Origin of the sequence: Acaryochloris marina MBIC11017 (genome assembly GCF_000018105.1) — a bacterium.
Classification (GTDB): Bacteria; Cyanobacteriota; Cyanobacteriia; order Thermosynechococcales; family Thermosynechococcaceae; genus Acaryochloris; species Acaryochloris marina.
This window is the reverse complement of sequence record NC_009925.1, coordinates 5904419-5922554: the sequence shown is the minus strand read 5'-3', so window position 1 is coordinate 5922554 and position 18136 is coordinate 5904419. Positions and strand designations below refer to the sequence as shown.

Annotated in this window: 24 protein-coding genes and 1 pseudogene; 10 read left to right on the top strand and 15 right to left on the bottom strand. The window is 46.5% G+C overall.

Annotated elements, in window-relative coordinates; genetic code table 11:
- The first annotated feature begins 58 nt into the window (after window positions 1-58).
- Window positions 59-646, top strand: a complete 588-nt coding sequence (locus AM1_RS26425; protein WP_041660570.1) for a PulJ/GspJ family protein — start codon at window positions 59-61, stop codon at window positions 644-646.
- A gap of 252 nt (window positions 647-898) precedes the next feature.
- On the opposite strand, the gene AM1_RS41285 is transcribed toward AM1_RS26425, so the two are convergent.
- Window positions 899-1081: a hypothetical protein gene (locus tag AM1_RS41285; protein WP_012166006.1), complete on the bottom strand. Its 183-nt coding sequence runs from the start codon at window positions 1079-1081 to the stop codon at window positions 899-901.
- A gap of 71 nt (window positions 1082-1152) precedes the next feature.
- Between AM1_RS41285 and AM1_RS26420 the strand changes: the two genes are divergently transcribed.
- The 4 genes from AM1_RS26420 (at window position 1153) to AM1_RS43325 (ending at window position 3100) form a co-directional block, all read left to right on the top strand.
- Window positions 1153-2010: a pilus assembly FimT family protein gene (locus AM1_RS26420; RefSeq protein WP_012166005.1), complete on the top strand. Its 858-nt coding sequence runs from the start codon at window positions 1153-1155 to the stop codon at window positions 2008-2010.
- Window positions 2007-2498, top strand: coding sequence for a PulJ/GspJ family protein (locus AM1_RS43335; RefSeq protein WP_012166004.1), 492 nt, complete (start codon window positions 2007-2009; stop codon window positions 2496-2498). The genes AM1_RS26420 and AM1_RS43335 overlap by 4 nt, the downstream gene beginning before the upstream one ends.
- Window positions 2499-2591: 93 nt before the next feature.
- Entirely contained in the window at window positions 2592-2912 is a 321-nt protein-coding gene (locus AM1_RS43330; RefSeq protein ID WP_238549091.1) for a hypothetical protein, read from the top strand.
- A gap of 11 nt (window positions 2913-2923) precedes the next feature.
- On the top strand, window positions 2924-3100 hold the full coding sequence (locus tag AM1_RS43325) for a hypothetical protein (RefSeq protein WP_238549090.1): 177 nt from the start codon (window positions 2924-2926) through the stop codon (window positions 3098-3100).
- A gap of 204 nt (window positions 3101-3304) precedes the next feature.
- Here the strand turns inward: AM1_RS43325 and AM1_RS26410 are convergent, their stop codons facing one another.
- The 3 genes from AM1_RS26410 to AM1_RS44475 form a co-directional block, all read right to left on the bottom strand.
- Window positions 3305-4687 carry a hypothetical protein gene (locus AM1_RS26410; RefSeq protein WP_148215836.1) on the bottom strand — a complete coding sequence of 461 codons (1383 nt, stop codon included), beginning with the start codon at window positions 4685-4687 and terminating at the stop codon, window positions 3305-3307.
- Window positions 4688-5259: 572 nt separating this feature from the next.
- Entirely contained in the window at window positions 5260-6504 is a 1245-nt protein-coding gene (locus AM1_RS26405; RefSeq protein ID WP_012160803.1) for an ISL3-like element ISAcma10 family transposase, read from the bottom strand.
- A 158-nt stretch (window positions 6505-6662) separates the two neighbouring features.
- Window positions 6663-6755, bottom strand: a complete 93-nt coding sequence (locus AM1_RS44475) for a hypothetical protein (RefSeq protein WP_390610040.1) — start codon at window positions 6753-6755, stop codon at window positions 6663-6665.
- A 65-nt stretch (window positions 6756-6820) separates the two neighbouring features.
- Here AM1_RS44475 and AM1_RS44470 point away from each other — a divergent pair.
- Window positions 6821-6964, top strand: a pseudogene (locus AM1_RS44470) (pentapeptide repeat-containing protein); the annotation flags it as partial.
- Here the strand turns inward: AM1_RS44470 and AM1_RS26400 are convergent.
- Window positions 6911-7165, bottom strand: coding sequence for a hypothetical protein (locus AM1_RS26400; protein WP_041660567.1), 255 nt, complete (start codon window positions 7163-7165; stop codon window positions 6911-6913). The pseudogene AM1_RS44470 and the gene AM1_RS26400 overlap by 54 nt on opposite strands.
- A 224-nt stretch (window positions 7166-7389) precedes the next feature.
- Here AM1_RS26400 and AM1_RS26395 point away from each other — a divergent pair, with 224 nt between their 5' ends.
- The 3 genes from AM1_RS26395 to AM1_RS26385 all read left to right on the top strand — a co-directional run bounded on the left by AM1_RS26395 (window position 7390) and on the right by AM1_RS26385 (window position 10286).
- Entirely contained in the window at window positions 7390-8268 is an 879-nt protein-coding gene (locus AM1_RS26395; RefSeq protein ID WP_012165995.1) for a helix-turn-helix domain-containing protein, read from the top strand.
- 104 nt (window positions 8269-8372) lie between these two features.
- Window positions 8373-9332: an alpha/beta hydrolase gene (locus tag AM1_RS26390; RefSeq protein ID WP_012165994.1), complete on the top strand. Its 960-nt coding sequence runs from the start codon at window positions 8373-8375 to the stop codon at window positions 9330-9332.
- 9 nt (window positions 9333-9341) lie between these two features.
- Window positions 9342-10286, top strand: a complete 945-nt coding sequence (locus tag AM1_RS26385; RefSeq protein WP_012165993.1) for a nuclear transport factor 2 family protein — start codon at window positions 9342-9344, stop codon at window positions 10284-10286.
- Window positions 10287-10340: 54 nt separating this feature from the next.
- Here AM1_RS26385 and AM1_RS26380 read toward each other — a convergent pair whose 3' ends face one another.
- The 9 genes from AM1_RS26380 to AM1_RS26335 all read right to left on the bottom strand — a co-directional run bounded on the left by AM1_RS26380 (window position 10341) and on the right by AM1_RS26335 (window position 16450).
- The gene (locus tag AM1_RS26380; protein WP_238549089.1) at window positions 10341-11162 is read right to left on the bottom strand and encodes an HlyD family secretion protein; all 822 of its coding nucleotides are present in this window, start codon (window positions 11160-11162) and stop codon (window positions 10341-10343) included.
- Window positions 11111-11398, bottom strand: coding sequence for a hypothetical protein (locus tag AM1_RS26375; protein ID WP_041660564.1), 288 nt, complete (start codon window positions 11396-11398; stop codon window positions 11111-11113). Before AM1_RS26375 ends, AM1_RS26380 begins: the two co-directional genes overlap by 52 nt.
- A 1-nt stretch (window position 11399) precedes the next feature.
- The gene (locus AM1_RS26370) at window positions 11400-12497 is read right to left on the bottom strand and encodes an ATP-binding protein (protein ID WP_012165990.1); all 1098 of its coding nucleotides are present in this window, start codon (window positions 12495-12497) and stop codon (window positions 11400-11402) included.
- A complete protein-coding gene (locus tag AM1_RS26365; RefSeq protein WP_238549088.1) occupies window positions 12484-13164 on the bottom strand; it encodes a hypothetical protein in 681 nt (226 codons plus the stop codon). Before AM1_RS26365 ends, AM1_RS26370 begins: the two co-directional genes overlap by 14 nt.
- Window positions 13165-13300: 136 nt before the next feature.
- Window positions 13301-14298 (bottom strand): IS630-like element ISAcma34 family transposase gene (locus tag AM1_RS40010; RefSeq protein ID WP_148215715.1). Its coding sequence is split into 2 segments (ribosomal slippage): window positions 13301-13845 and window positions 13845-14298, totalling 999 coding nucleotides; the frame shifts between segments, so codons are not numbered across the junction.
- A 69-nt stretch (window positions 14299-14367) separates the two neighbouring features.
- Complete coding sequence (locus tag AM1_RS26350) at window positions 14368-14631, bottom strand: metal-dependent hydrolase (protein WP_012165987.1); 264 nt, start codon at window positions 14629-14631, stop codon at window positions 14368-14370.
- On the bottom strand, window positions 14628-15563 hold the full coding sequence (locus AM1_RS26345; protein WP_012165986.1) for an ATP-binding protein: 936 nt from the start codon (window positions 15561-15563) through the stop codon (window positions 14628-14630). Before AM1_RS26345 ends, AM1_RS26350 begins: the two co-directional genes overlap by 4 nt.
- Window positions 15564-15686: 123 nt before the next feature.
- A complete protein-coding gene (locus tag AM1_RS26340; RefSeq protein WP_012165984.1) occupies window positions 15687-16205 on the bottom strand; it encodes a hypothetical protein in 519 nt (172 codons plus the stop codon).
- Entirely contained in the window at window positions 16184-16450 is a 267-nt protein-coding gene (locus AM1_RS26335; protein ID WP_012165983.1) for a hypothetical protein, read from the bottom strand. Before AM1_RS26335 ends, AM1_RS26340 begins: the two co-directional genes overlap by 22 nt.
- 598 nt (window positions 16451-17048) lie before the next feature.
- On the opposite strand from AM1_RS26335, the gene AM1_RS41270 reads away from it, so the two are divergent.
- Window positions 17049-17192: a hypothetical protein gene (locus AM1_RS41270; protein WP_012165982.1), complete on the top strand. Its 144-nt coding sequence runs from the start codon at window positions 17049-17051 to the stop codon at window positions 17190-17192.
- Between the two features lie 586 nt (window positions 17193-17778).
- Here the strand turns inward: AM1_RS41270 and AM1_RS26330 are convergent.
- A complete protein-coding gene (locus tag AM1_RS26330) occupies window positions 17779-18135 on the bottom strand; it encodes a hypothetical protein (protein ID WP_041660561.1) in 357 nt (118 codons plus the stop codon).
- Window position 18136 lies beyond the last annotated feature (1 nt).

Here is an 18136-nt window from a genome sequence, read left to right as displayed (position 1 = left end):
TATGCTCTTAATTCGTTAGCTTTTCGGTGAAAAGCAGTTGGTTAGTGAGGTTGTAGTTATGCACCAGTTTAGATCGATGAGCCCAAAAGACCTGTGGTTATGGCTGTATTTGAAGCGACCGCAAGCGTCTTCCTGGAGGGACTCATCAAAACCACTCTCTGCAAATAATGGCGGGTTTACCTTAATCGAAGTGTTGGTGGCAATGATTGTAGCTGCTGTTTTTGTGTCAATGACGATGCAGGCCATCGTGACTTCAGCGGCATTACGAGTGGTTGCCACGCAATATGACGAGGCAGTGAGTTGGATCCAGGAAGATTTAGAAACCGTTGTCAATCAAGCGGCACAATATGAGATTACGGCTCAACCCTACTCCTCTCGATGCTTAGCCACACTGACTAGCGATGGGTTTGCCTCAGGCTTTCTTAATGACACAGTCATGGGTTTAGGAGGAACCTCCACGACTATTGGCCCTAGAGCATTAGGCGGGAAATACTATACCCTCACTCGGACCGCTAACTATACAAGCTCTTCTGACCCGTATTGGTTGTTAAACGTCACCTATCAAGTGACGGAACAAGGGGGCAGTAAACCGATTGCCACGGTAGATACTGAGGTCATTCCACATGCTGTATTTAAATGTCCTTAAGCGGTTGGTAACCTTCATTAACTCTTTCCGCGTACCTCTTCCCTAGGCATATTTGAGTCAAATACCTGAAAAGATTATTGAATGAGCTTTTAGAATAAAACGAATTCATCTGGCAATCACCCGAATGGCTGGAATTCCGTAATATTTCTGTCGTCAAAGAGGGGCAACCAAAGCCAGTATGAGGAAAGTGTTTTAACACAAACTCAATAGGCCTACCAACGTTTTCAATCGGGATCAGCATCGCGATGATGTTTAATTCCCATTCACAGCTAAAGTTTCTGTTTTCGATTCCTTTACCCAGATCAGTTGCAATGCTGACAAAAGTGGCTTTGGGTTGATTGGGTAATTTGTGAGGGTGTAACGGCCAGTGAGATCAGTCTGATACCACTTAGGAACAACCTTTGGCAATTCTCCAGGGTGATACAGCTTTGCCATGATTTTATTATCCCTTGGTCTCTTTCTCGGCTCCTTTACTGTCTTGATTTATGTTACTCCTCTGAATTTTTATGTTCCACTTCAAATCACTCGTTTTACTCAGCCGTTCTCCGTCAGAAGCAGGATTTAGCCTGGCCGAAAAGATGGTAATTTGTGCGATTGTTGGCATTGCAGCCTCTGCCTCAGCCCCCAGCTTGATGGCTACCATGAATCGAGCAAAAGTGAAACAGACTATGGCTAAAGTTCGGGCTGCTTTGAATGAAACGCAACGCGAAGCAATCAAGGGCAACAAAATTTGTACCCTCACCCTCAATTTTGTGGACGGGAAGATTACAGGCCCATGTTTGAGAACGGGAGATCGCACGCTGAATACCGATGTTGAGATCGCCACTAACCTCACGGATACCAATTCAAGTACCGCTCAAAATGAAGGGCAACCTGTGCTGATTGGATCAGATGTGCAACCCTCATTGGGACTGAGTGATGGTGAGAGCGTTTCCCAGATTGCTCTGGCTCCTGGTTCGGAGGATAAAGCCAATTTGCCCAAGGCAGGAATGGTGGTTCAGGTTATCACTAAATGCAAAGGTAACACCAGCCGAGGATTAGGTTTCGGAACCTGTAAAGATAACGATCCAGAGGATGTACAAAATGAACCGTCATCCAATCCAGTGACATCGACGAGTATCCCGATCAAATATGGGGTCTTAGGTAATCCTGAGTTTGCAATTGTCAGTTCCCAAGAAGTCCCCACTGACCCTAGTGGCAAGATTGTTTTCTTCAACCCCTCTGATAGCAAGGTTACGAAACGCTGTATTGCCATTTCCAACACGCTAGGGTTAACCCGAATTGGCACCTACCAAGGAGACACTAAGCCTACCTCAATAACGGATTCTGGACGTTGTACCGCTGAGAAATGGGAGGAGCAATGAGGTCTCATCGGGGCGGCTATGGTTTGAATCGGCAGCGAGCAGAAGGAATCTCAGATTCATTTAAGGGCTACACCCTCGTGGAACTGCTAGTTGCGGCTTTAGTGACGAGTTTAGTGTTGAGTCTTGCGGGGTTTGGGGTTATTGCCGCCACTCAGTCTAATAAACGAACCGAAGCAATCGCGGCCCGTCGTCATGATTTGAGCAGAGCCTTTGATTTCATTAGCAATGAAATTAGAATGGCCATCCGGATTAACCAATCTCAAATGCTGAAAGCAACGAATGCTTCGTCCATGTCTAATGTGCTGACGAGTGCAGGGCTAGATTCATCTATTTGGAGTAACCCAGTTCTTTACTTAGAAACTCCCATTCTGCTCAAGTTCCTGACATTTGCCCCGCTGGAAGCCCCAATGCCGTTTCTCCACCGCCTCAACCGGCTACCTACGATCAGGTTGTGTATGATGTCCGTCCCAGTACCCGAGATTGGTTAGCCCCCAACTCAGTTTATCGGTTTGGCCGAGTTCCCCGAAGTGATGGCAGTATCGACCCCTGTAGTAATCCCGTTGCTAGCGATACCTTAGTGGATGCTATTGCAGAACAAATCGATAACTGCTCCCACCTGCACTGCTCCAGGAGTACTGATGGGTAAGGGAGGGTTTCAGGCTTGTGTGAATGAAAACCAAGTTGACTTATTTTTGCGGAGTAAAATCTCTGATGTAGAGATTCATCGATTAAGCAGTAAAGCAACCTCCCGTGCTGGTAATTACCAGCCAATCCCCTTGCTAACCGCGACTCAACAACCGGGTACGAACAAGATCACTTGGAACTGGCGATGGGCAGGCACGAGGAAGATCACTTGGAACTGGCGATGGGCAGGCACGAGGAATGGTGTGACTTTGAAGTAAATAAAGAAATCATGACCACTGCTCAAAAATCTAACATCTACAGTGGTTCTGGTATCAATAAAGAGACAGAGATGCAAGATTCTGTGGGTGCTCAGCACTGCTACACTGTGACCGCGAAAGTGGGGCAAATCACTAGTCCAGATAGCAACAAAGTCTGCTTTACTCAGATTGCAGTTCCAGCCAGCTAATCGGGTATCTAGGCACTGGTTATCTTGAATCTAATCGGGGTGCATTCCCCGTTACAAGCAGACGGGGAAGTTGATTGCTTCTCATTCAATTTGCACTGAAACAGGAAATCTTTGGAGCGATCCGGGGAATCCCCTTGCATACCCGTTAGGGTTTCTCGGAGTGTCTAGTTAATTATCATCGGCCTTGTAACTAGAATTGGCTGTTTAAGTCGTTAAATTATACCGTTGCCATTTCAAAACACCACCAAATCGATATTTTGCTGGCCAGTCAATATATTTCAAGAGGTCAACCACACTAGCAATATCTTCGGAAACTGCAATTCCAGAGGTTATCCCTGATTTTGTGGTTGTATCGTAATCTTGACTGCTGGATTCCAAATACTCCACATCACGGTGAGTGGCCTCATTTTTGGAGCTGAGAATGGCTTCAATCCATACCACCCCTTCTACATTGGTATTTTGTCCCCCTGGACACCCTGGCCCAGTGGTCAGCAATCTTAACTCATCGATTGGGAACCATAAAAATGCATTTTGAATGCAGGTTTGGTCATAAAGGGTAATACGGTCATTCCTTCTTGCAATAATTCTTAGATCTCCCACGCGGGGGGGCTGCCCATCCGTTCGCACATTCAAGATTTTGGCTGTTCCACGAAGCGTGAGTCCGTATTTGAGGCTGTTGACATTATTATTGATGATGTCTATTTGGACAGGGCCATTTGTTGTATCGACGGTTAAGATTTCGCTTCCACTGAGGTCGATTTGATCGACGGTAAAGTAAGTGCGATGTTTTCCAGCAATCCCTTCAATCGTCGTACTACTATCGATTGTTCCTAAATCTGTCCCGGTTTCGCTAGGAGGGAGGTTAGCCCGAAGAGTACAGGCAAAAATCTTCCCTTGGACTGTATCTTGACTCACTCCATCGAGGTTAGATGACCAAATTGCGTTTAAATAACTGCCACGATTAGAGTCCCCAGATGCAGCGCTGTCACTAAGGGATGAATCTGCGGAAGAAGAGGGGTGATAATACACATTGCTCTTACTGCCCTGAATCACACGACCTCTTAAGGCCAAAACACCTGTGCCAGAGGAATCGTTCCCTGTAGGTTCACTTAAAACAACACCAGGAAAGTCTTCTAAATCTGGTTGAACGGAAATAGTGATTTGAACCCCCGTTGTTCTTCCATCCTTACTGGCTTCAATAAATAGTGTCCCTTGTTGTGCACGGGGATTATACCGATATGCTCTAACCGTGTAAGAACCCGTTTCACCCAAGGAACCCGTTAGTGCAAAGTTAGGGCTACCCCATCCTTTTTGCTGATAACAAGAGGAATTACTTGGGTCATAGCCAGTCCATTCATCAATCGCACTGGCCTCTTCATCACCACTATTGAAAAAGCCATCTGGCCCCAGATAGGTCTTACCTGTTTCGGGATTGATCGTATCGTAATTACGATTTAGTAAAACAGCATTATTCGGCTTGTTTAACTGGGCTAAGGAACGAGCCATCCCCCCTTCTGCTAGGGCTAAACTAACACCTGACTGTTTCCGGCTAAACGCAGAGGTGCGATCACTTTGAGCTATCATCATTGTTGACAATCCCAAAATAATCATGACAAAGCCCAAACCTAAGGCTAGCGGTAACGCAAATCCCTTATCTGAAGATGTGTTTGAGGACTTGTGTGCTAAACAATAGCGAAGCCATGCTTGCAAAAGAGGTATTGAAAAGGATTTCGACATCATCGTATCCCCTTCAAGCTGCCACTAGGAGCGTTGATGCCAGCAAAACTAAAACGACTAACAGAAAATTCAAGGATTCGGTGGAACATGAGCACATCAGAGGAACTTCAATGCCAATAGTGAAAATTGGCAAGACACTGTTATCGAACAACAGTGCTTTGATCATGGCTTTCCCTCCCCTACTGTGGCGACGGGGATAATACGGATTTTTGCCATGTCATTGTTTCAGAGACCAAAAAGCGTTCCAGATGCATACCCCACCTTTAGGGGACGTGGCTTCCGTCCTGCTTAGCTTGGGATTTTGCATCTTCTTTGCGCTAAGTCGTCTCAAAGATCCAGTCTGCTTTGGATACCGAGCTTTTGGGATCGCTACTTTTTTTCGGCTCTCCGGGAATTAGCGTGGTAGCCGCTAGATATAGTGTTTAGGTCACAGCGAATGTCTGATACCCATTGAGGTCAAGAGAAATCCTTTGGAAGAGTCTTTCAATATCGAAAATACCGTAGCATCGTCTTTTTAAGACTTTGACTCGGTTATTAAATCCTTCCACAAAACCACTGGTCCACCCCTCCAGGAAATAGTTGGTCATCTCGTCCATCCAATTATTGATAGTGGTCAGAAAACAATCGAATTCCTTGATGTCACTCTTGAGTACTTGTTTACACCAAGCACGGATGGCACATTTAGCTCCGTGCTTGGTGTACCTGCCCTCAAATATCTGCGTGAGTTTCTCTCGGAGGTTGTACGCCTGTTTCAGTTGTGGAGAATAAGCAAACAATCGCTCAAGGAGTTGTTGCTCTGACTCTTTCAGATTCTCTGGTCGTTTTCTAAAAGGCCACATCGCGCCTTTGATGCTGTCATACTCTTGCTTAGAGAGCTCTCGTCGTAGACGTTTGACCTCACGTTTACGAACCGTATCAGCACAATTACGATAGGCTTTGGTCACATGAAAGCGGTCAATGACAATTTTGGCTTGCGGCAATTGTTCTCGGACTGCACTGACAAATCCTTGGTACATGTCCGTACAGACGCGCTCAATGGTTTGGCGTAAATCAATGGGAATCGATTGAAGGAAATTTGCCACTGTCTGCTGTTTACGGTCGGCTAGAACTGCCAATATATCCACCCCATCCGTCGTAGGAATCGTGATCAAAACCACAAAATCACGATGGCCTCGTTTGAGAGAAATCTCATCCATCCCCATAACTTTGAGGTCTGCATATTCGCTCCAGTCAACTTGAGCGGCAATCCAACGATCAATGATTCCACTGACGATATCCTCACTAACGCCTAGTTTTCTGGCAACATCTGAGACCGTTGAATTGATCAAGATTCGCAGAAGCCAACGCTCATATGCTTTTGTATTGGGACTGCGAGGTTCGTGCCATTCTAAATGTTGAGTTGTTGTGGGATGGTCATCGCAATACTTGCATCGATAACGCTTGGGCCGAATTTCTAAGTAAACGGGGACTTCAAATAATGGCAGGTGACGAATCCGAAAAGGCTGATCATGACAATGGAGGTCAGTAATCTCACGTCCGCATTGATGACAGGTTGTTCCTTGAAGCGTACTCTCAATCTTGATGAGCCAATCCCCTCTCTCAGTCTTCGATAGCTCTAGAACTCGAATATCAGGAAGGTTGAGCGGGATGCGAATTGAGTTATCCATTACGCCATTGCTCTGAAGTACTACCTCAGATCATTCCATAGGGATGAAAAAGGAAACACACTAAATGTAGGACTGCTACACGCTAATTCCCAGAGAGCCTTTTTTTCACTGCGGTATTAAATCACAAAGCTGACGATTACCTTCTATTGTGTTGCCAGTTATTGACCGACTGGACACGTATGGGTAGCCGATTCAATTCTTTTTCTCATTCGCCACTCGAAAGCTTGCCCTAGCTGATCAAGGTCGAACAAGCCATGTTGCCACAGAATTATATGGAGCAAACCTCAGAGGAGCAAGGCTATGTGGTGCTGATTTTAGAGAGGCAAATCTCACCCATGCCAACTTCACGGGTGCTGATATTAGTAGCGCAATCTTTCCTGAAGAGTATGCTTCAAAGTTGGAAGCATTAGGACATCAACAGGTTCCAAGTGGAGAAAGATGGAATATTCAGTTGCCTTAGGGTATTTTGAAGTATGGAAATTAAAGTGTTTAAAATCCCAATTTTTGCAGGAAGAGTCTTTTGCAGGAGAGGCTGACCATCTTCATCAAACATTTCAATCTGACACTTGTAGTTGAGATCGCTATCTCCAGGTATAGGAGCAGCTGATACTTCTGTCAGTTGAGTTGAGAGGGGTATTGTCTCAACTGCATCGGTATCCACAAAATGGCAGGATGAGAGAATCGCTCAGTTTTTATGAGTAGTTTGAAACTCATAACTAAGATTATCTCAGTTAAGTTCATGACTCATATTCTGATAAAAATAGAAGATATGCGATAAAGTGCTCACTCTGCCTGCCTATCAAGATTCAGTCGTAAGCGTATCTTGCAAAACAACATCAAGTTGAAATAATGCAGCTTCAAATCAGCCCAAACTTGGATTGAGCTATGGCTGATACTTACCAAAGTATCTATCCATCCGAACCACTTTTACGAAGTGGCGATATCGTTAGACCTACAGCCACTGAACTTTTAAGCCTCGAATACTTTGAAGCTGAGCCGGATACCATGCCGACCCAGATCTATGAGCAGCATCATATTCTGATCAACCTTAAAGATGAACCCCATCGGGTTGAGAATTGGCGAGATGACCAACATCGAGATTTCATCTATCGCAAAAATGAAATTGTCGTGACACCTGCAGGGGTGGAAAGTGGCTGGCGTTGGTATGCGAAATCCAAGGTCATTGTCATCACGCTTAAGCCTGACAAAATGGAGCAGTTCGCGCAAAATGAGCTGGGGGTCCTCCTAAATCCAACACAGCTGAGTAGCATTCCTCAATTCATTGACGAAGACCTGACTGAGGCCGGGGTCCTATTACTCAACGCTCTGCAGTCAGAAGGGATTGGCTCTGCAGTGATGTTCGAGTCCCTAGCACGGGTTTTTCTGGTCAAGCTGATTCAAAAATATGGGCTGGAACGGGATGAGGAGTATGCCTTCACCCAAAGCTTCACAGCCCAGCACTATAAACGAGTGCTGGATTATATTGCTGATAATTTCGGTCAAACTATTATGCTGGAAGATCTCGCGGGCCAGGCGAGTTTGAGCACCTACCACTTCTCGCGGTTATTTAAGCAGACCATTGGTCAAAGCCCCCATCAGTTTGTGATGACTTACCGGATTGAGCAGGCAAAAAAAATGCTGGCTACTCCCACCTCCATGATTGACATTGCTTTGCGTTGTGGCTTTGCTGACCAAGCCCACTTCTCGCGGGTCTTTAAGAAATTCGAGGGGCAAACCCCTAAGGCATGGCGTAAAGCCCAATAGCAAGAATCTTCAAAAAATCGCCCAAGATACTTCAAGCTCTTCAGGGATGGCTGCTTATACATTGGCAAGTGTCAGACCAACACAAGCCACACAGGAGCCTTGCCATGAAACGAATCTTTGAATCAGCGATCGCAACCGTCCTTGCCCTTGGCACTATCCAATCCGCTGAGGCTGCTCAAGTGAAGCGTGTCACTTTTGATAGCCAAGGCCAAGCCCTGGTCGGTCACCTCTACCTACCGGATAATTACCAAGAAGGGCAGCAGTTACCCGGTGTGGTAGTCACTGGCTCTTGGACATCCGTTAAAGAACAAATGGCGGGTACCTATGCCAGCGAATTAGCAGACCGAGGCTATGCATCCCTTGCCTTTGATTTTCGAGGGTGGGGGGAATCCCAGGATACTGTGAAGTTCCTCGAAGATCCCAAGCGCAAAACTGAGGACATCATTGCTGCAGCCGAGTTTCTGACCACTCGCCCTGAAGTCAATCCAGATAAAGTTGGGGGACTGGGGATTTGTGCCAGCGCTGGTTATATTGCCGATGCAGCACTCACTAGTGATGCGATCCATTCTGTGGCTCTAGTAGCACCCTGGCTCCATAATGCTGAGATTGTTAAAACCGTGTATGGGGGTTCCGATGGTGTCACTGCTCTGCTGGAGACCGGTCGCAAAGCTAAAGCGAAGTTTCAATCAACGGGTGAGATGTCTATCGTACCCGCGGCCAGCGACACCGATAAAACCGCCATCATGCAAGAGGCTCCCTACTACACTGATCCAGAGCGGGGTTCTATTCCTGAATATGACAACCAGTTCAACTTAGCAACTTGGGAGCCGTGGTTAACCTACGATGCCCTACAAACGGCGACACAACTTAAGAAACCCACATTGTTGGTGCATTCCGAATCGGCTGCAATTCCGCAGGGGGCACAGGAATTTGCTCAACGGATGGGAGATATGGCCACCACAGTATGGCTAGAGAATGTCACTCAGTTTGATTTCTATGACAACCCCACTGATGTTGCCCACGCAACGAAAGAGGTTGACCGTCACTTCCAAGCAACGCTGTAGGAGTTCACGATGAAGCAAATTTGGAAAGGAGTATTGGCCATGACTATCCTTGCATCAACTTCTACACATGCGTTTGCAACTCCTCAAGATAACGCTCAAATTGTGACCATCGTCGAAAGTGTTGCTACCCTAGCAGATCGCGGTGAATTCTCTGCCCTGGAACACCTCTATGACGATGAAGTCACAGTTGATTACACATCCCTTACGGGTGGCGAGGTCGAACTCAAAAGCCCTCAAGCCTTGATGACTCAGTGGGCATCAGTTCTACCAGGGTTTGACGTTACGCGGCATGATATTTCCAATGTTGAGGTTACAGTAGATGGTCAAAAGGCTGTTGCTACTGCTGATGTAATTGCGGATCATTACATGGGTAACCAACACTGGCAGGTGCAGGGGGATTACCGCTATGAACTGCAAAAGGAGGGGGATATCTGGCGCATTACCAGTCATCGGTTTAACTTTCATCAAGAAAGTGGTGATCGCACACTATTTGGCCCTGCTTCCAAGAGGGCGGCTGCTACTCCCATTCTCTATCTACAGCGTCAGGAGACCAAACAAACTGTGCTGAATTTCCTCACAGCGCTTGAGGAGAAAGACATGGAGAAATTTGCCAGCGTGTGGTCAATGGATGCTGTTCAAGAAATGCCCTACGCACCTGGAAACTTCCCAAAACGTGTGGTTGGCAAACAGAACCTGATTCAACATTATGCCCAATGGCCTGAAATCAGCGGTAAGACCGATTTCACTTCTCAACTTGTTTTTTACCCCATGCGAGATCCAAAGATTATCTTTGCCGAATGGATTGGTAAGGTTGACATCATCTCAACAGGTCGTGAATACAACCAAGCCTATGGAGGGCTGTTCCATGTCGAGAACGGCAAAATCACTCTCTTCCGGGAATACTTTAATCCCATTCCCTTTACTGATGCCTTCGGACTGGATGAGTCAAATTAGTGGCATTCGCCCTAAGCTGCCTGGTATATAAAACGACAAGAGCTGCTATGACCTTTACTCGAAAAAGTGGACATTCCCATGATGTGCTTTTGGGTGATTGGCTTTGACCTGAGGCTTAGACCGTACAGTCACAGTCATCTCAATCTGCAACTCTCGATTGGTTTGTCCCACCCATTTGATTGATTTAATCCAGCCGTTGATGGGAGAATGTACCAGACCCATAGTGTTTAACTTCTCCTCAATCTCCTGCAATTGGGCCGTAAGCTCACCTGTTTGAGTCGAAGAATGCTGTAGAACTTTATTTCTCTGCTGAGAGTCCTGTAGCTTGGCAATTGCGATTGCAAGCTCTCCCTTGGCTTGCAGATACTGGTTCTGCAATTGTCTCAATGGAATATTCTCAGAAATTGGCAGCACGGAGCGGGCATAGTCTGTCCAGGGAGAATCGGCATGGAAAGCTGAGATTGCACTTCTCGCCTGTTCCACATTGAAGCGGGCTTGCTCCACCTCAGCTTTCTCCACTGCAGAGAGGGAAGATATGGCTGGCCTTTGAAGTTGCTTAAGTTTGCGGCGCACAATGTTTCGCTTCCGCATAAGTCTGGTTCGGATTACGGAACGATCGCTCAGAAGTTGCCCCTTTACAACTTCATCACCAACCTTTACCTTCAAATCTTCTGGCCGATCTAAGGTCAACCGCATCTTTAATCGTCGAGGAGTATTTTTTTGGGGAGGTGCTGGTCGAGGTTTACTGGTGGGCGACACAGCCGCAATCGTCTCAGTAGTTTCATTTGAAATCTGGGGCTGAGCGCACCCCACCATTAGCAACGCTATCGTAATCCCCGTTCTCGCTTCCATTTGGCAATCAGCTTTCTTGAACATCCTGTCCCCGTCACCTGTCGAACATGCTGAATCAACGTAGAGTATGTAGCCCCTGCTTCTGCCTGATCCAACGCTTTATAGACCTGAGCAATTCGTCGCCAATGGGGACCAAACGACTTGGAGGGTGTAGGCGGCGTTAATGCCTCCCGCAAATTCTGAATAAAATATCGGTTCACCTCCACATTTAGCCAAGCCGGAACATTGTTTCTGATGACGGCTCTAACTCTTGAAATCAAATCAACGCTCCTCCTGGATCCTCTGAAAATAAGGGATGATCTCTACCTGTTGAGCTTGAGTCCCAAATCGACATAATGCTGTCAATGGCTTTAACTGAGCGACCTTCTGTTCTGCAAATCGAAACTTTCGAGCCACTTTCTTGGCCTCAGTCTGATCTACGGGCAAGACAATCTTGGTCGCAGAGTTGCCAATCACATCTAGGCTGAGATGGCGTTCAGACTGGGACGCCAGAACTAGGGCTAACCCGTATTTGCGACCATCAGCGATAATGCGATCGCAAGCCGAACCAGCGATCTTGGGCATCTCTTTAGCTTCATCAATGAATAAATAGGTGTAAGGTAGCTTACCTTCAATCTCTCCCTGTAATCTATGATTGTTCATCAGTTGACGAGCCAAAGATTCAGCAGCGATTGCCGCTAACTCAGGCGGTAACTTCGATAAATCAATCCGAATCAGCTTCTCACTCAACTCCGGCTGAGCGCGATTGAAAATGCCATAGATAAAGGTCGCTGCCAGCTTGAGTTGTAATTTCTGACTATCCTTGCAGCCATTCTCAATTCGGTCCTCAATTACTCTTTGCACATCCGTAAAGTTGGGTGGCTCACGCGTCCAGGTCGAACTATCAGATTGAAGAATGCCTCGACGGTGATAGCACTCTCCCAAAACTTCCAACGCAAGACCCTCCTGATTAGGACCCAGCCGCAAGGTCTTTTTCAACAGCGCTACCACCTGGATCGACTGTAAGTTGGGACCCCCACCTTCGGGATCCAAATTCAACACCAGCAAATTAATCCCCCAATCACTATTCATATGAAGGGGGAAGCAGGTTTCACCCGCAATATCTTGATCACCATGAAAGTCGATCAAGATGACTTGGATTTGAGGATAGGTCTGGTGCATTGCAAAGGAGATCGCTTTTAGGGTCTGCGTCTTACCCGATCCACTGGCACCAATCGCCACAATATGCCCATTGGGTAGAATCTCAGGATTCCAATAGGCGCTACCCAACCGAATTCCATCTTCCTCGATCAGATCATTAGCCTGTGGAGCATTGGGGCTGAGTACAGCTTGGGGTAAAGGTTTCTCACGAGCGAACATTGATGGTCCTCACAATGAGCGATCCAGTGGCAAAGTAGGAGCCGAGCTGCTGAGCAACTTCTTGGGGACTGGCTGATACGAGATGTGCAATGGTCTTCGACCGGCCTTCGGCCATCGCGTATCCTTGGGCAGGCTGTAACGTGATTGAGTTGAACTGCTGCGGATTGGTTCGCAGTTGCAAATCCTCAGAATCTTCGATGGTCAAAGTCCCGGTAATATAGGTGCGTTCTGGGGGTAAATTTTCAACAGCAGCGTAAACATCATCACTATCCAAATTGATGGATTGAAGCTGAACTGAAATAGGTGAACTTCGCTGTACTTGAATCTGACTCGCCAGAATTTGAGACTCTTGACTAACGCCCGCTCGATAGACAATTCCCTGTTTATCTTTGACTAGCAAATCATTCTGAGTCAGGGGCTTAATGACCTCAAAGCTGGCATCAATGCGTTGTTGGGTAATGGCATTCCGGCCACGGATTTGGGCAATCATCAGATATTTACTCCCCTCTTCACCCACAATTTCCACGGCACCACTGGGAACACCCAGCACTTTGTTAAAGGCAGTTAATACACCTCCATTGCTGTTGATGTTTATGGTTGCGATCGCCACCGCCAATAGAGCTACAAAAACAAAAACTTCAGCACCACTGCCAGTAGACAACCTCATGCGAGGATTACCCGGAATTACCAAGCGAGCAGAGCTGGGATAAAACGCACAGACCCCAGACTTTGTAAATACATCCCCAAACCAACCAAAGAAATAACCTAAGACAACCGCTTGCCAAATAGGCTGTCTTAAGCACCTAGCTAAAATTAATTACATAATCATCGCCGTAGGCTTTCAAAACTCTTTCCACATATTCGACCAAAGATGACCACCCCCAGTAGGCACTCATTTCAATCCACTGATATTTCATGAATTGCCACAGACGCTCAATCAAATTTAGATGGGGAGAATAGCTTGGCAACTCAAACAAGGTAATTCCCCGTTCGGCCCACTCTGCTTTCATCTCATAGATTGATTGGCTCGTATGGATAGGGGCTTGATCCACCACAATGACGGTGGGCAACTCCACGTCAGCAAAAAAGGTATCAATGCAATGACTGACAACCTCACTGGTGATGGTCTGTTCTGATGTATAAGCATGTAGCCCTTGTCGTCGACTCAAAAACCCCAGAACATTCAAGCGTTTACTTGAACGAGTCGGTATTTCCAGATACGTCCCTATGGGTTGCCATCCATAGGGAATACAGGGGACTAACGAAAAACCACTCTCATCCATAAAGAATAGATGGATGTCTCCCTTCTCTTCCTGTTCCTTGAGATGTTCTAACTGCTGTTTTTTTCGAGGTAGTGGGCATATAAAGGCTGGCCTGATGTCCCTTGGCGAAAGCGATGCCAGCTCATGTCCATCTGCTTCAAGACGCGTTTAACTGTGGCCTTTGACACGCGTACTGACCACTGTTGTTCAATCTGAGCTAACACCTGATTGAGTTGGATGGGAGATGCCTGAGTCCACTCATAAATCTGCTGTTGTTGGTCGGGATTAAACATCGGTTTTCGACCTCGACCTGGGTGATTATAGAGTCCTGCAAATCCTCGGTTGTTCCAAGCCTTAAGCCAGTTGTAAACCGTTTTAGGACTCACACTAAAAAGGGAGGCTAAGGTGTAGGGGGGCCAACCCTGGGCGAACAAAATGAGGCAATGGGCGCGTTGTCTGACCTGATGATGGCGACTACTGTGATAAATCCGATGCAATAAGCGTAAGCTTTCGGTGGAGATAGGACGGACTAATAACATCAAATCAATGGATGTAAACAGAGGACTCAGGTAGTTTACAACCAGGAAATTCTATGTAATTAATTTTGTTCATCTGCTTATAAACATCAGGGGCGTAGAAATGAAAGCAATCAACCCGGTAGCAATAAAGCTATGGGTCACCGACCGATGGGGAAAGCGTTTCTCTAACCATCTACTCACCGGGAAGAGAATTCTGCCTGGCAGAGATTTACTCGTATCCATATCTGGGAGCTGGGCTGCTAGGGCAGCCGCTCCCAGTACAACTGGATCTGCTGTTCCCATCGTTAAGGCAGTCCCGGCAATACTCAGGGCAGTATGAGTGACAATCATCATCGGCCTAACTTCCCTGACTTGCGGGGCATGGCATAAACCAATAGACGAATTACCCCGACTGCCACCGTGAGAATGCCACCGATTAAATAGAGGCTGGTACTGTTAAGGCCCAGACCAATAAAGCGAGTAATCACCAGAACCATCAGTCCGGCGATCAGAAACGGAGTGCCATCAATCCATTGGGTGTGGTCCGGGTTGGTAGCATCCAGGCCCAGATATTCCTCCCTGACCACTCGCTGAGCCAGCATGGGATTACCACCACAGCGCTGCTGCAACTTGGACAATTGAGACGGCATCATATCGATACCGAGGCTTTGAGCCATGGAACGCATAATCTGACGGATGGGCTTATCGGTAAGGGGTTTGAGTTCGATCCGAGGCAACTTTAGAAAAATATCTCGGGCTGGTGGGAATGTTGCCAATAGCAATAGAGATTGACCTTGCTCATGGAGCTGAGCGAGCCAGGTACGAAACTGAACCGTATACCGATGGGCATCATCACAGATAATAAAAGCGGTATTGTCTTTCAGCCATTCTGAGATCGCAGTCGATAACTGGTTCGAGGTCAGGGATCTTCCCTCTATGGTTTCTGTCTCTACACCCAATTGCTGGGCTATATCCAGATAGGCTTGTTTGGCGGTCAGAGGATGTGCGATCGCAACCATAAAACCTAACTCCTGCAACTCCTCAGCCACAGCTTCACCCAGAACACTTTTGCCGATGCCCGCTTCACCGACAACCAACAAGCTAGAGTTGGCTTGTAAAGCAGCAACGATACGATTTTTTTCTGCCTTTCTATAGAGGGGAAGGGAAACGGAACTGGCAGGAACGCTGGATAGGGATCTTCTCTGAGAGCCATCCTTGGATACGGCATAGAGATAGACGCGCTCTTCTCCATTGGCGAGTCGGCGTTTGTGGCGTTTAATCGGCATTTTGTTCAGTTCCGATTGGGGGTTCCGTTTTGTGGGGATCCCCTGGAGTTCTAGTGAGGATGATAGTGATACCGATTGCGATGGTCTCCGACCGGCCTTCGGCCATCGCAGCAATCAAGACCGTTAGCAAACGACTTCGACGACGTTCAGCTCGGAGTCGCTTGGCTTGCCATTGAGCGATTTCGGAGATTGTGTCGAACCATTCCCCCCAGCCGTGATCTGGGCTAGCGGGGTGGGGGATAAAAAATGGTCGGGGTCATAGTAGACAGCTACGCCTGTAAGCATTTGTTTGAGCTGGGTTTGGGAGTCGTTGACGGCCTGTTGCAGTTTGGGATCTGTGAACTGGCGCGAGGCACAATGCATCATAGTCAGGGCATCTAAGGAAATCAGCAGCCCTGCGGCTCGGTGCTCAGCGGCCTCTTGCACATAGCGAAGATCCTGCTGTGCTTCGGCTTCCGTCTCAGAATCGGCTGCAGTGTGGGCTTTAGAACTGACGGACTGTTTCTTGGTACTGATTCTTTTCTGAACTTCTTCTAGGACTTCTTCTGGGTATTCATCGGCTTTGGGGTAGCCGAGTTCAGCTGCGATCGCCTCGACTTTGCGACGACTGCCATATTTCATCAGTTCGGTGATTGATACCATTTGGGATTCCTCATCTTTTCAAGAAGCTCAATCCTGCTACCCCCCTGGAAGTAGTGCTGATTCATCGCTCTTAGTTGAGCCATCTGTGCTTCATCAAACTCCTGCAGGCCCGAAGCAAAGCCCAAATCTGCGCACCACTTGCTGATCAGGCTAGGGTCAAGAGGATGGGCAGGAGAGCGTCCTCGCTCCTCAGACAGAATGTGCAAGGCATCTTTACGAGACAGCAATAGAGATGAACTACTCATGAATGGCTGAATGAATCATTCATATTGACAGAGAGGCTTGTAGAAAATCGTGCCAACAACCATATTAGTTTATTTGTACTATTAATGCGTCCCTTATTTGACTCATCTAACGCCAAGCCGAGATAGATTGATGAGTAACGATGAGCATAAACACCAGCTAAATCATGATTCCACTCTTATCCCAATTAGCCAGCAAGGTAAATGGGATCGACACTCAAAAGAGCGATTAAATTAGTCACCCGATTAAATCGATTATTTTATTCCTATGAGAAATTTTTGTTTAAAAAAAGGGACAGTTCTCGGTACTGGAACTGTCCACAAACGTTCTGTGATAGATCAGAGAATTGCTTTATTCTCATCTCTTTTTAGTTGAGAATACCCAAGCCGAGAGCACACCTGACAAAGTGATGCGAATGAATTTCAAAGTCTTGCTTAATTAAGATTTTCCTACATCAGAAAGCGTATAAGTCGAGGTTTCACTGGGGTTGTCAAGGTTTATAGTACAGCTAAAGCACGACTTCCTCTCGCTGACCAACTCATTCCCTTATTCATCTGGCGATGTCCGATGGCAACATCTACTCAATTTTGAAATCGACCAATGCCAACCGCCAATCTCAATACTCTCAAGTTCTATGATGACAATCGCAACCAGCTTCAGAAGAAGGTGTCTGCGAAGCTAGCGGAGACAATCTCTTGGAAGAAGAATTCTGATCAATCGTCTGAGGACAGCAACCAGAAATAAAGATTTATTCTCTCAGCCTATTACCAGCCAGGACTTGCACTCGTTCGGAAACACTCAAATTTTGAAGGAGTTGACCATGATAAAGCCAGTTTCTTGAATCAATCATATTCACTCGGATGTAGCCTCAAATGATAATTCTGATTGATCTTTATCAGAGAATATTTGGGTATACTGATGAGCTGTGGGAGCAGTTGCTCTAAATTAAAATCCTCACTTGCACTGTGGTTTGATAAAGACTATTGTTTCCTCCAACGTTTTTTTGAACGACCTTTCTGCAGTTTGACGACCTACTGCTGTTGCACAAATTTCTTGAATCTTTTTATTCAAAAAGGTGGTATTCTTTCCTTCGCTGAATTCGAGACTACAGAGACGACAGTTTAGGTACCGAATCTGATCTTGTCTGTAGACTTTTCGTACTATATAAATTTTTAAGGCCCACTTGACAATGGATTTTACGCAAGCTAACTCCAAAAGTAACGACCTTTTTCCTGTGGGTGTATCTTGGCTAATTACTTCCTTAAATAGGACCTTTCTTAAGCTTTACTTAGTGCAAGGGCTGAGATAATCTAACTTGGCTACCCAAGTACTACTCTCCCCAATAAGTCACTTTCTCTATGGGTTGATGATCCGTGTAGTTAAGCCAATCTAGAACATCATTAGCACAATCAGAATGGGGTGTACCCAGCTCATACATGGAGTTCTTTGTCGTCACATATACTCGACCAGCTTTGGTCAAACAACCTTGAATAGGTGAAGATTTCAGTGATTTTCCTGCTGGATATTTGGGATGGTTAAAGATCCGCCCTCGAATAATCACTTGATTCCTAATGTCAATGCAACGCCAAGACTCAATCACTGGTACGTTGAGTGATGTTGTGCTGGATGCTGTTAGCGTGGGCCGAGAATGTTCTAAATAATATTCTGTGATATCGGCTGAGAACATG